13 protein-coding genes are annotated in these 12,912 nt (G+C 57.7%); 8 read left to right on the top strand and 5 right to left on the bottom strand.

All coding sequences use genetic code 11. The features are described from left to right. Position 1 precedes the first annotated feature (1 nt). The 6 genes from PuT2_RS06950 to ppa all read left to right on the top strand — a co-directional run bounded on the left by PuT2_RS06950 (position 2) and on the right by ppa (position 6,274). Positions 2-721 (top strand): TerC family protein, encoded by a 720-nt coding sequence (locus PuT2_RS06950; RefSeq protein ID WP_093970304.1) that lies wholly within the window; start codon positions 2-4, stop codon positions 719-721. A 110-nt stretch (positions 722-831) separates the two neighbouring features. Then, a complete protein-coding gene (gene hemC / locus PuT2_RS06945) occupies positions 832-1,782 on the top strand; it encodes a hydroxymethylbilane synthase (RefSeq protein WP_093970303.1) in 951 nt (316 codons plus the stop codon). An 8-nt stretch (positions 1,783-1,790) separates the two neighbouring features. Beyond that, positions 1,791-2,687: a uroporphyrinogen-III synthase gene (locus tag PuT2_RS06940; protein ID WP_093970302.1), complete on the top strand. Its 897-nt coding sequence runs from the start codon at positions 1,791-1,793 to the stop codon at positions 2,685-2,687. Between the two features lie 42 nt (positions 2,688-2,729). After that, positions 2,730-4,184, top strand: coding sequence for a uroporphyrinogen-III C-methyltransferase (locus PuT2_RS06935; protein WP_093970301.1), 1,455 nt, complete (start codon positions 2,730-2,732; stop codon positions 4,182-4,184). Positions 4,185-4,187: 3 nt separating this feature from the next. Beyond that, positions 4,188-5,681 (top strand): heme biosynthesis HemY N-terminal domain-containing protein, encoded by a 1,494-nt coding sequence (locus tag PuT2_RS06930; RefSeq protein WP_093970300.1) that lies wholly within the window; start codon positions 4,188-4,190, stop codon positions 5,679-5,681. Between the two features lie 59 nt (positions 5,682-5,740). Next, positions 5,741-6,274 carry an inorganic diphosphatase gene (gene ppa, locus PuT2_RS06925; protein ID WP_093970299.1) on the top strand — a complete coding sequence of 178 codons (534 nt, stop codon included), beginning with the start codon at positions 5,741-5,743 and terminating at the stop codon, positions 6,272-6,274. A gap of 144 nt (positions 6,275-6,418) precedes the next feature. Here ppa and pobA read toward each other — a convergent pair whose 3' ends face one another. Further along, positions 6,419-7,600, bottom strand: coding sequence for a 4-hydroxybenzoate 3-monooxygenase (pobA, locus tag PuT2_RS06920; protein ID WP_093970538.1), 1,182 nt, complete (start codon positions 7,598-7,600; stop codon positions 6,419-6,421). 206 nt (positions 7,601-7,806) lie between these two features. Here pobA and PuT2_RS06915 point away from each other — a divergent pair, with 206 nt between their 5' ends. Continuing rightward, on the top strand, positions 7,807-8,787 hold the full coding sequence (locus PuT2_RS06915) for a helix-turn-helix domain-containing protein (RefSeq protein WP_093970298.1): 981 nt from the start codon (positions 7,807-7,809) through the stop codon (positions 8,785-8,787). 161 nt (positions 8,788-8,948) lie between these two features. Here PuT2_RS06915 and PuT2_RS06910 read toward each other — a convergent pair whose 3' ends face one another. Continuing rightward, positions 8,949-9,611, bottom strand: coding sequence for a 3-oxoacid CoA-transferase subunit B (locus tag PuT2_RS06910; protein WP_173862515.1), 663 nt, complete (start codon positions 9,609-9,611; stop codon positions 8,949-8,951). 11 nt (positions 9,612-9,622) lie between these two features. Continuing rightward, entirely contained in the window at positions 9,623-10,321 is a 699-nt protein-coding gene (locus PuT2_RS06905) for a 3-oxoacid CoA-transferase subunit A (RefSeq protein WP_093970297.1), read from the bottom strand. Positions 10,322-10,521: 200 nt separating this feature from the next. Between PuT2_RS06905 and PuT2_RS06900 the strand changes: the two genes are divergently transcribed. Then, a complete protein-coding gene (locus PuT2_RS06900) occupies positions 10,522-11,340 on the top strand; it encodes an IclR family transcriptional regulator C-terminal domain-containing protein (protein WP_093970296.1) in 819 nt (272 codons plus the stop codon). 93 nt (positions 11,341-11,433) lie between these two features. Here the strand turns inward: PuT2_RS06900 and pcaG are convergent, their stop codons facing one another. Beyond that, positions 11,434-12,066 (bottom strand): protocatechuate 3,4-dioxygenase subunit alpha, encoded by a 633-nt coding sequence (pcaG, locus tag PuT2_RS06895; protein ID WP_093970295.1) that lies wholly within the window; start codon positions 12,064-12,066, stop codon positions 11,434-11,436. After that, positions 12,066-12,806 (bottom strand): protocatechuate 3,4-dioxygenase subunit beta, encoded by a 741-nt coding sequence (gene pcaH, locus PuT2_RS06890; RefSeq protein WP_093970294.1) that lies wholly within the window; start codon positions 12,804-12,806, stop codon positions 12,066-12,068. The genes pcaG and pcaH overlap by 1 nt, the downstream gene beginning before the upstream one ends. Between the last annotated feature and the right edge of the window lie 106 nt (positions 12,807-12,912).

The following is a 12,912-nucleotide window of genomic DNA, read 5'->3' as shown; positions in this document are numbered from 1 at the left end:
AATGGTCGAGTTTTTCGAATCGCTGCACTGGGGTGTATTGTTCCAGATCGTGATGATCGATATCTTGCTCGGGGGGGACAACGCCGTCGTTATTGCACTGGCGTGTCGCAAGCTCGAGGCGCGTCAGCGCTTGCAAGGTATCTTGTGGGGCACCGCAGGTGCGATTTTCCTTCGCGTTGTGCTGATTTTCTTTGCGCTCACGCTGCTCGGTATTCCGTTCCTGAAGTTGGCCGGCGCCATTTTGTTGGTCTGGATCGGTGTCAAGTTGCTCATTCCCGATGAAGATCAACATGGCAACATCACCGCCAGTCAGTCGGTATGGGCGGCAGTCAAAACTATTTTGGTCGCCGACTTTGTCATGAGTCTGGACAACGTCATTGCCATTGCCGGTGCGGCCCAGAACACAGCGGCCGATCACCAAATGGGCTATGTTATTTTTGGTTTGTTGCTCAGCGTGCCCATTATTATCTGGGGCAGTACCTTGGTGCTCAAGCTTATCGATCGCTTTCCGCTGGTCATTACGCTGGGTGCGGCGCTGCTGGGCTGGATTGCCGGCGGCATGCTGGTAACCGACGTCATTCTTACCGATCAGTTCGGTCAACCAACGTCGTTGGTTAAGTACAGTGCCGAAATCGTCGGCGCGCTGGCCGTTGTTTTGGTAGGTAAATTTATTGCGTCACGTAAAGTGGCTACTCAGGGGAAATCACATGGGCCTGTTTAAACAAAAAGAAGGTGACAAAGGACTGACCCTGTTGCAGGGGCTGGGTATTTTGGCGCTGATAGGTATTGTTGCCTACATTGCATTGTCTTATTTCGCAGGTTAATCAGCATATGACAGCATCTCCTCGCAAACTGGTGATTGCGACTCGGGCCAGCCGGCTGGCTTTGTGGCAGGCCTATCATGTGCGCGACCTTCTTCTAAAGTTATACCCCGATTGCGATGTCAGTCTGCTCGAAATGACGACCCGTGGCGATCAGATTCTCGATCGTTCGTTGTCTAAGGTGGGCGGCAAGGGGTTGTTTGTCAAAGAGCTTGAAAACGCCTTGCTCGACGGCCGTGCCGATTTGGCTGTGCACTCGCTCAAAGACGTGCCCGTTGAATTGACCCTGCCGTTTTCGCTGGCCGTCATTCTCGAACGTGATGATCCGCGCGACGCCTTTGTGTCAAACCAGTACGCCAGTCTGGCCGATATGCCGGCCGGTGCTGTCGTGGGTACGTCCAGCTTGCGGCGTGAATCGCAAATTCGTGCGGCTTATCCGCATCTGCAGGTCAAGCCGCTGCGTGGCAATCTCGACACCCGTCTGGGCAAGCTCGACAAGGGCGAGTTCGACGCCATTATTTTGGCCGCCGTCGGATTGCGCCGCTTGGGCCTCGAAAGCCGGATCCGGTCGTGTATCGAGCCCGAGCAAAGTTTGCCGGCCGCAGGGCAGGGCGCATTGGGCATCGAAATTATGGCCGACCGGGCCGACCTGGCGCAATGGCTGGCGCCGTTGCAGTGCGCCCAGTCGGCTGCCCGGGCACAGGCCGAGCGCGCGGTGTCGCGCGTTTTGGGGGGCTCATGCCAGGTGCCTCTGGCCGCATTTGCTCAGCTCGAAGGCGATATCATTCGCGTCGATGCGCTGGTGGCCGAACCCGATGGCAGCCAGGTCATCAGTGCGCAAGGACGTGCCCCTGTGGCTCAGGCGCTGCAACTGGGCGAGCAGGTTGCGCGCGAGTTATTGCAAAAGGGAGCACAGCCGATTCTCGATCGGCTGCAGCAAGCGCAGCCACCGTCTAACTAGCGCTTCGCATGAGGGGACTTGATTCGCCCTTGGTTGTGTTAACCCGGCCTGAAGGCAAGAATGCACCGTTGGCCGCGGTGCTTCAAGCCAAGGGCTTGATGGTGCTCGATCTTCCCGCCCTGCAGATACACCCGGCTCAGCCCGATCCGGTCGGGTTTTATGCGCTCGAAGATTTTGATTTGGTGGTTTTTGTTAGCCGCATCGCGCTTACGTCGTATCAGTGGCAACACGCGCAGCTTTTGGGCGCATCTGCGACGGGTGGCAAGGGCACGGCAGTATTAGGTCAAGCTTCCACTCGAACACCACTACAGATGTCGTCCGAACCGCCTCGGTCGCAGGGCCACCGCCCCAAATACCTGGCTGCTGTCGGCCCGTCAACGGCAGAGGCGTTGGCCAGGTTCGATCAGGCGTTAACCGCGCAGGTACTGGCCCCGCCGCAGGGGGCATCGCACGACTCCGAAGGTTTGTGGCAGGTGCTGCAGCCGTATCTGCCAGAAATTAACAATGCTCTGATTGTGCGAGGTCAGGCGGGCCGCGATTGGCTGGGCGAACAGCTTGTGCGTGCCGGTGTTCAGGTCGTGCGTCATGCCAGCTATGCGCGGTTGCCTGCCGTCTGGACGTCCGAGCAAGTATTGCAGCTGGCTGCAATTACCGATCGGGGGCTGCCCACAGTATGGCTGCTGACCAGTGTGCACGGTGTCGATGCCATTTTCGATCAGCTGCATCGGCATCAGTTATTGAAGGTGATGGCCAATGCACGTTTTGTGGCTATCCATGACCGCATTGCCCAACGTTTAAAATCGCAAATTACGGTGTGTTGCGGCGCTGACGCCCAGCCAGCGGTTACACTATGTGCTACAGACAATGCGTCCATGGCCGATGCCTTGGTCGCAGTGGCCCGATAAGACCGCGCCGGTTTCAAAGGCGCTAACGATTAGAATTTAGCCATGACTGAACCTAAAGCTTCTTCATCTACCGACCAGGCCCCTGGCGATAAAGCCCAAGAGAATAAAAATACTGCAAAGGCCAATGCTGCCAAGGCAGCCTCCACGCCGCAGGCGTCCAAAGGGCGCAAGGGCTCGGGCGGCGCAATGGTCGTGGTGGTATTGCTGGTGCTGGTTGTGGTGCTTGCGGGTGTTGCCTGGTTTCAGTACCACTCATGGCAGCAAGCCCATCAAAACATTACGCTGCAGCTTGCCCAAAGCAAGGCGGCGGCCGGGCAGGCCGATCAGCTGGCACGTCAGGCGCAAGCCGTGGCCGATGCTCAAGCTGCGCAATTGGCTCAACTTCAATCGCAGGTCGGTGAACTGCAATCACAAATCGGCAGTCTCGATCAGGCGTTTCAGGTACTCACCGACAGCGGTTCCGATCTGGTCCTGCTGAACGATATCGACCATTTGGTTTCTATTGCCAATCAACAAATTTTGTTGGGCGGCAATGTGGCTAATGCGGTTGTTGCACTTGAAACTGCCCAGGCTCGTTTGGCGCGCGCCAACCGCCCAGCGCTGGCTTCTTTACAGCAAACACTTAATGGCGATCTTGAGCGCCTGCGTGCAGCGGCGACCGTTGACGTTGCGTCGGTGTCGCGCCAGCTCGAGCAATTGGGCGGGCTACTCAGTCAGGCCCCGTTGTTGGTTCCCGACGACGCCGCTCCGGAAATCGACACTACCGAACGTGACGCCGCGCTAAAGCCGTCTCAGGCGTCGCCCGAATTCCAGTCTGACCCCAACGCGCCTTGGTGGCGTAATGGCCTCGACGCCGGCGCGCACTGGGCCAATCAGGCCTGGGGTGTGGTACGGCACGACCTGGCCGGTTTTATTAGTGTTCGCCGTGTCGATAACGAATCGGCTCTACTCATTTCGCCCGATCAGGCCGATCAGTTGCGCCTCACGCTTCGTCTGCGCCTTATGACGGCGCAGCTTGCACTCATGATGCGTCAGCCCGAGGTCTGGAAGACCGAGATGCAGGCTGTTGGCCAGGCACTGCAATCGCATTTCGACAAGCAATCACCGCTGACACAGCGTGCCGCTTTGCTGGCGTCACGTCTGGTCGATACTCCCGTCGACACTAAGCTGCCTGCACCGGCGCAAACCCTGCAAGTGCTTGAAACCCTCCGCCAGGAAAGCGCGCAGGCTCTTGAGCGTCGTCGCAGCCCCTCATCCCTCGAGGCACCGGAAGCCGAATCTGTACCTTCACCTGCCGAAGCGCGTTCGCCTGACGCGTCTGCACCGGCGCAAACCGGTGACAACGCGGTGCCAGCTGCTCCGTCAGCATCCGGCCAAGCGCCTGAGCCAGCGTCAGGTCCCGTACAGACGCCGTCTGCACCCGCCGCTGCGGTTCAACCTGCCGATGGGGCATCCGTATCTGCGATCCGTTCGGCTTTGGCCGTTGTTCAGGGGTAAGGCATGAGAACCTGGTTCTGGACTCTGATTGTTCTGGCGCTGGCCGTGGCGCTTGGCGTTGTGCTTAAAGAGCATAGTGGCAACGTTCTTATCGTTGCGCAGCCTTGGCGCATCGAACTCTCGCTGACGCTGGCCGTTTTGCTGCTGGTTGCCGCGTTTGTCGTTTTTTATATTGTGTTGCGTGTTCTGGCCTGGTTTTCGTCAGGCCCCGAACGCTTTCGTTCGTGGCGTGGTTCGCGCGCACGTAAACGCGATCACGAACAGCTTGAAAAAGGCTGGTTGCTGGTGCTAGAGGGCCGCTACGCGCAAGCCGAACAAGAGTTATCGCGCTTGCTGGCACGTACGCGTTCCGTCAATACGCGTGTATTGGCAGGTTTGGCGCTGGCTCGTGCCTGCCACCACGAGGGCGAGATTGCTCGTCGTGATGAGGCGTTGGGGCTGGCGCAAGCGGCAGCCGCCAAAGATGGCCGCCTGAAAGAAGCCTGGGCTACGGCTGCGGCCGAAATGTATCTTGACCAGAATCGTGCCCAAGAGGCGCTGGGCCTGTTGCAGCCCTTGCACGATGGTAGTGCCAAGCACGTCAATGCGACCCGTTTGCTGCTTAAAGCGCATCAGCAATTGGGCAATTTCGATCAAGTGTTCGAGCTGACCCGTCAACTGATGCGTCGTGGGGCGATTGATCGCGCGCAGGCTATGCCCCTTATCGCGCTTTCAGCGTCCGAGCGCCTGCGTGCTGCAGGTCCGGATGGCTTTCGCACCATTTGGGGCGAACTTAAAGGTGACGAAAAAACCTTGCCTGAAATTGCTTTGGCTGCCGCGCACGTCCGTCAATTGGGCGGGCACGACGAAGAAGCCGGGAAAATTCTTGAGTCGGCCCTGTCGGTTCAACTTGACGCGCGCTTGCTGGCTGCATATGCGCAATGTTCGCCTGAACTGGTCAGCCGTCGCATCAATAAAGCCGAGGTCTGGCTGAAAACCAACCCTGACGATGCTGCCTTGCTGACGACGTTGGGGCAGTTGTGCCTGACCGGTCAGCTGTGGGGCCCCGGCGAGCGCTACCTGCAACGCAGCATGTCGATCCGCAGCGATGCGCGTATTCATGCCTTGTTGGGCAGCTTGTACGACCGTTTAGGCCGCACCGACGATGCCATGACGCACTGGCGCCAAGCTTCAGGCGTAGCAGGTGCCTTGCCGCCTTTGCAGGCCAGTACTGTGTTGCCGCCGGCCGATACGCGCGCCGACCCGTCATTGGTCGACGTCGATAACCTCGAGTCCATCGAGCCTGCTGTGTCTGATGCGCCGCCTGTTGCAGCCAGTGCGGCTGATTATTTCGACGATACGGCTGCGACAGTCACGCAGCCAGCCGAAGCGGGCAAGTCGTCGCGCTACGCTCAAAACCCTGTGGGGGATTTTGACGAGTACTTTGACAGTGCGCCGATACCCGGGGTCGATGTGTCGCAAACTTCCGACCGTCCCAAAGGTGGCGAGCACCGCTAGGCGGTTTGTTCAAAACAGATTTTTGTTAGCGTATTTCTTATTGTTTAAGGTTTGAAATCATGAGTTTAGATCGCGTGCCTGCGGGCTCGAAATTGCCTGACGAATTCAACGTCATTATCGAAATTCCCATGAACGCCGACCCGGTCAAATACGAGGTCGATAAAGATTCGGGCGCTGTGTTTGTCGACCGCTTCATGTTGACCGCCATGCACTATCCGGCCAACTATGGCTATATTCCAGAAACCATCTCCGACGATGGCGACCCGGTTGATGTGTTGGTTGTTGCTCCGTTCCCCATCCAGATCGGTGCAGTCATTCGCTGCCGTGCCATCGGTGTTCTGAACATGGACGACGAAGCGGGTGGTGATGCCAAGTTACTGGCTGTCCCGGTCGACAAGCTTTACCCGCCTTACCGTCATATCCAGACGCCCGAAGATCTTCCTGCAGAAGATCTGGCCCGTATCCAGCACTTCTTCGAGCACTATAAAGACCTCGAGAAAGGCAAGTGGGTCAAGGTCAAGGGCTGGGACGGCGCCGAAGCCGCCCGCAAAGAGATTACCGACAGCGCTGCGCGTTACGCCGCACAGAAGTAATCGTTAATACGTAAAACGCCTGGGCCCCGTTGCAAATACTAAATTGCAACGGGGCCCAGGCGTTTTTGTGCACGGTCTGCTTGCGGCTAAGCCGTGCACGTCGCGCTTTTGCGGCGCCCCTTGCCGGCGGCACCGCGCATGGCTTTACTCGATAGGCTCGTAGGGCAGGCCGACGTAGTTTTCGGCAATATTGCGCAAGCCGGCATCCGACGTGGTGTAGTACTCAAGTTCGGCCAGTTGCATGCGCTTGCCGAAGGCGTCGTCGGAAAACTTGTGCAGCATCGACGTCATCCACCACGAGAACCGCTCAGCCTTCCAGATACGACGAAGGGCGATTTCCGAGTACTTGGCCGTCAAGTCAGCACGACCTTCTTTGTAGACCTTGGTCAAAATACGATACAAGGTGGATACGTCGCTGGCGGCCAGGTTCAGGCCCTTGGCGCCGGTGGGCGGCACGATGTGTGCAGCGTCGCCGACCAAAAACAGGCGCCCGAATGTCATGGGCTCGGCCACAAAGCTGCGCAACGGGGCGATGCTTTTCTCGATAGACGGGCCAGTGACCAGGCGATCGGCGACTTGCTCGGGCAGGCGTGTTTTAAGTTCGCCCCAGAAGCGATCGTCGGACCAGTCTTCGATTTTGTCGTCGAGCGATACCTGAACGTAGTAGCGACTGAGCATGGCATTGCGCTGGCTGCACAGGGCAAAACCGTTTTCGTGATTGGCGTAAATCAGTTCGTGGTCGACGGGCGGTGTGCGCGACAAGATGCCCAGCCACCCGAAGGGGTAGACGCGTTCAAAGGTTTTGATTTTGTCGGCAGGTACCGATTGGCGGGCGACGCCATGGTAGCCGTCGCAGCCGGCGATATAGTCGCATTCGAGCTCGACGGTTTCGCCGTCTTTGACAAACGTAATGCGCGGCTTGTCGGTGTAAAAGTCATGCGGTTGGACGTCATCGGCTTCGTAGATAGATAGCGCGCCGCTTTGCTTGCGTGCTTCCATCAGGTCGTGGGTGACTTCCGTTTGGCCATACACCATGACCGTTTTGCCATCGGCATACTTTTTGAAGTCGATACGACGCTGTTCGCCGTTGAAGCTGAACGAGACGCCTTCGTGAACCATACCTTCACGATCCATGCGCTCGTTGACCTTGGCTTCGCGTAGCAGGTCGACCAGGCCTTGTTCGAGCACACCGGCGCGGATACGGCTAAGGACGTATTCGGGAGACTTGCGCTCGAGAATGACGGTGTCGATGCCCTGCAAATGCAGCAGATGGCCCAGCAGCAGGCCGGACGGACCCGCCCCAATAATGGCGACTTGTGTTTTCATTTTTTTCATGATGGCTCCTGAGAGTGCCCCAGTACAAACCTGTGGTGGTTACTGGAATGGCACTATCTTGCGCCTTATGGGCCAGGAAGTGAATGGATATTTGCCTATAATAATTGCACTTTTCGAAAATAAATATTGGTAATTTTGGTTCAACATACTGAAAAATAAGGAATGCTAGGGTGAACCCTAGCTAGCTGCTTGTATTAATGACGCAAAATATCCCGGTTTCATCACAGTCTGTGGCACAGACACCGACGGCAACGCTTACGCTGCCACCGGCATCCACACCGTTGGCAACGTCTCGTGTGCCGGTTTACAAGTTGTATGGCGAAAGCGACCAGTGGCTGATGCCGGACATGGTGCATTGCGAGCTGATCGCTGACCGCAGCCGCCTGCACGACTGGGAGATCAAGCTGCACCAGCATCATGGGCTGGTGCAGTTGCTGTACCTGAAGGGCGGGACGGCCCGTGTTGGTCTGGATGATCATGTGCACGATATGCAGCCGGGCCATGTGGTGTTGGTGCCGCAAATGTGTGTGCATGGGTTTCGTTTTGCGCCCAATGCCCAGGGGCATGTCGTGACTATGGCTCACCCCTTGGTCGACACGCTGCTGTCAACGTTGGGTGCGGTCGACAGTGGCTTGCTGGTCCCGGAAATTTACCCGCTCGACGTGGAGGTCGACGCCTCAGTAGACCAGGCTTTCTCATTGCTGGATCGCGAGTACCGTGGCGCCGCATTGCACCGTGAACGCCTGATGGAGTCGTTGCTGCAGGGCATTTTTATCTGGATCAGCCGGCAAACGGCCAACAACCGGGTTGGCCAGGCGCGTCCTGAAGATCGTGGGCGTGAGTATTTCAGGCAGTTCGGGGCGTTGATAGAGCGCCATTACGCTGAAGGCTGGTCTGTAGAGCAATATGCGCAGGCCATTGGCATTACAGCAGCCTACCTTAATTTGCTGTGTCGACAATGGGTTGGCCAATCGGCCTTGGCGCTTGTGCATCAGCGCATTATTCTGGCCGCCAAGCGCGACCTTGTTTACACCACTATGACGGTCAGTGTGGTGTCGTATGCCCTTGGTTTTACCGACCCAGCCTATTTCACGCGCTTTTTCAAACGACACGTGGGCGTGTCGCCCAAAGCATTCAGGCAGCAAGCCACCAGCATGCTCGAACTCGCGGGCCGTTGAAGGCCGCAAGGTGGAGCGTAGGCGGCTAGTTAAAGTCCGGCTTCTGCAACCGCCCGGGCATTGACTCAGGGCTGCGCAGCGGTCGAAGTGTAGGTAACGCTCATTAAAAACGCCGCCCGTTTCGGGGCGGCGCTGCGTACTGCAAGTTGGCGACAGGCGCGTCAGACGCGGGCGTCGACCAGTTTGACGGGCGTGAGGGCTTGTAGTTCGTCGAAGCTCAGACCTTCGACGATGTCAATGACACGTGCGCCTTCGGCGCCCAAGTCGAACACAGCCACGTCGGTGTAAACGCGGCTGACGCAACCAATGCCGGTTAATGGGTAAGTGCACGAATCGACCAGTTTTGATTCACCGGTTTTAGTGCGCAGCTCCATCATGACATAGGTTTTTTTGGCACCGATGGCCAGGTCCATCGCACCGCCGACTGCCGGAATGGCGTCGGGCGCGCCAGTACTCCAGTTGGCCAGGTCGCCGCTAACCGATACCTGGAAAGCACCGAGTACGCATACGTCGAGGTGACCGCCACGCATCATGGCAAAGCTGTCGGCGTGGTGGAAAAAGCAGCCGCCCGGCAGCAGGGTAACCGGCTGTTTACCCGCGTTGATCAGGTCGTAGTCTTCTTCACCTTTGGCCGGGGCGGGGCCCATGCCAATAACACCGTTTTCGCTGTGCAAGATGACTTCGCGGTCGGCGGGCAGGTGGTTGGCCACTTTGGTGGGCAGGCCGATTCCCAGGTTGACGACAGCGCCGTCGGGGATATCGACCGCTACACGAGCGGCGATCTGGTCACGTGTCCAGGAAGGAATGGTTTGTTGTTCGCTCATGTCAGAATTCCTTAAGCCGTTTTGAAGCCGGCCGGGCCGGTAGCCGTGCGGGGGACTTTTACGATGTGTTTGACGAAAAGGCCGGGGGTGACGACGGTTTCGGGGTCAAGTGAGCCCAGTTCGGCGATTTCGTGAACCGAGGCGATCGTGCATTTGGCCGCGGTTGCCATGATGGGGCCGAAGTTACGCGCGGTCTTGCGGTAAGTCAGGTTGCCCCAGCGGTCGCCCACTTCGGCCTTGATAAGGGCAAAGTCAGCAAAAATAGGGTGTTCGAGCACGTAATTGCGCCCGTTGATTTCGCGGGTTTCTTTGCCCTGGGCCAGTTCGGTACCAAAACCGGTGGGGGTGAAGAACGCCCCGATACCCGCACCTGCAGCGCGGATGCGTTCGGCCAGGTTGCCTTGGGGCACGAGTTCGAGCTCGATCTTGCCGCTGTGGTAGAGCTCGTCGAAGACGTAAGAATCGGCCTGACGCGGGAACGAGCAAATGATTTTGCGCACACGGCCGGTTTTCAGCAGTGCGGCCAGGCCGACGTCGCCATTACCGGCATTGTTATTGACAATGACCAGGTCTTTGGCGCCGTGTGCGATAAGGCCGTCGATAAGCTCGGCAGGTTGGCCGGCACCGCCGAAGCCGCCAATCATGATGGTGGCGCCGTCGTGTACCGAAGCCAATGCGGCTTCGACAGAGGGAGAAATTTTATTGATCATGTTTTCCCTGCGAACATTGTGTTGAAAATTTCTGAATATGTTCGTATATTGAACAAATATTCGTATATAGAACTAACTTCGTCTAGCTTAATCAGACGTGCCCGGGTTGTCAATGTCAGCTCGGGTCGCGGGCGCTTGAGCGCAACAGTGCCGGTCATTGTGTTGTCGTGGCAGCGACGGGTATTTCAATCAGGTTTTTTATGTCAGAAGCTTCATTACTTATCGATAGCGAGGTATCGGCGGCCGGCGCGGTGCGACCAGGCGACAGCTATGTTCAGTCGTTTGCGCGGGGGCTGGCGGTGCTGCGCAGTTTTGGCGCCAATGCGCCGGCGCAGACGCTGTCCGAGGTTGCGCAAAATACGGGCCTGACGCGGGCTGGCGCTCGCCGTATTCTGTTGACGCTACTCGCCTTGGGCTACGTCACCAACGAGGGGCGCTTGTTCCGTTTGACACCCAAGGTGCTTGAACTGGGGTTCGCGTATCTGACCTCGTTGCCCGTCTGGACACGTGCGCAACCGGTCATGGAGGCGCTGGTTGAGCAGTTGCGTCAGTCCAGCTCGGCCGCTGTGCTCGATGGCGATGAGGTGGTTTATGTGCTGCGTGTGCCGGCCCACAAAATCATGTCTATTAATCTGGGGGTGGGCAGTCGTTTGCCGGCGTATTGCTCGTCGATGGGCCGGGTGTTGCTTGCAGCCTTGCCCGATGACGTGCTTAAGGCACGGCTGGCGCAAATGACGCTGACGACCTATACGCCGCATACGGTTGTCGACCGTGAACAGTTGTACGAGACCTTGCTGCAGGTCAGGGCACAGGGGTGGAGTCTGGTGCGCGAAGAGTTGGAACCGGGGCTGGTGTCGATGGCGGCACCCATCCGCGATATGAGCGGCAAAGTAGTGGCGGCAATTAATGTGAGCGGGTCGGCCGACAAAGCCGACGCCCATTATTTGCTTGAGGTGTGTTTGCCGCGCTTGCTGGCGGCAGCCGCCAAAATCAATATGTTGTTGGGCGCGGCCCAGTAAGAATGGGGTGTGTCAGTAAAAAAGCGGTACGGGTCTGAAGAAGACCACGTACCGCTTTGACTTTACGGGCTAAGGCCCGATAACGCCGTTAAATCAGGCGTCGAAGAACACAGTTTCGTCTGGCCCTTGCAGGTAGATGTCGAACGTGTAAACGACTTGGCCGTCTTTCTCGGACTTTTGAGCGACCAGTGTCTTGCGACGACCTGCCCATTCGATCCCGTTCAGCACCGGGTCGGCGGCATTGGCGGCTTCTTCGTCAGAGAAGTACATGCGGGTTTGCAGACCGATATTGATACCGCGAGCGACAATCCAGAGGTTGATGTGCGGTGCCATGGGTTTGCCATGACGACCGGTGACCGAACCGGGTTTGATGGTTTCGAATGCGTACACGCCGCTTTCGAAATCGGACGTGGTACGGCCCCAACCCCGGAAACTTGGGTCGACGGGCTTGTCGGTTTGCTTGTCGGCAGGGTGGTTGTACCGGCCAGCCGCATTGGCTTGCCAGCATTCGATAAGCACGTCTTTGATGATGTGGCCGCTGCCGTCAAATACACGGCCTTCGACACGAATGCGCTCGCCCTTGGTTTCGGGCTTAACCAGCACGTTGCCAAAGTTATTTTCGAAGATATCGAAGCCGGCTTGCTTGGGGGCCAGGCCAATGTGAACGTACGGACCTGCCGTTTGCGACGCGGTTTCTTTCAGGTAAACAGGCGTGTTCGGGTTCATTATTTGGCTCCCTGGATGTGGTTTTCGAACAAGGTGGCGCGCGAGCCGCGAATAGTGATGTCGAAGCGGTAGGCCATGCTGTCGAGGGCCACAAACGCGCCGCGATCCATTTGTGCGATCAAGCCACGTACGGCGTCTTCGTTGGGAATGGCGCGAACGATGGGGCAGCCGGGGATGAGCGGGTCGCCTTCGAAGTACATTTGCGTGATCAGGCGCTGGGCAAAACCGGTACCAAAAATTGAGTAGTGGATGTGGGCCGGACGCCAGTCGTTGATGCCGTTGCGCCATGGGTATGGGCCGGGCTTGATGGTGCGGTAAAAGTAGTACCCGTTTTCGTCAGTGATGACGCGACCACAGCCGCCGAAGTTGGGGTCGATAGGGGCAATGTATTTGTCGTTTTTGTGGCGATAGCGGCCCGAAGCATTGGCTTGCCAGACTTCGATCAGGGCGTTGGGAACGGGGCGACCGTTTTCGTCGCGCAGGTAGCCGTGCACCAGAATGCGCTCGCCAATGGGCAAGCCCGACTTGGCGTAGTTCATGATCAGGTCGTTATCAAGGGCGCCCAGTTCATCGCGCGAAAACAGAGGGCCGGTGATGTCGGACAGATCGTTTTCGATGGAAATGAGCGATTTTTGCGGCGACCGCAATACGCTGGTTTTATAACCGGGGGTATAGGCAGGCGGGTGCCACGTGCGGTCACGTTGCAGAAATTCGCCGAATTGGTCGATAGGGGTCGTCATTGAGGGCTCTCCTGGTTGTTCTGTCTGGTCTGACGTGCAGCTCAGTGGGGCCATCATAATGCGGGCTATGGGTGATGTAAATTGAATTAATGGCGAATATTTGATA

The organism is Pusillimonas sp. T2 (genome assembly GCF_002236805.1).
Lineage (GTDB): Bacteria > Pseudomonadota > Gammaproteobacteria > Burkholderiales > Burkholderiaceae_B > Neopusillimonas.
Note: the sequence above shows the minus strand (reverse complement) of the source record. Positions and strands in the feature narration are given on the sequence as shown.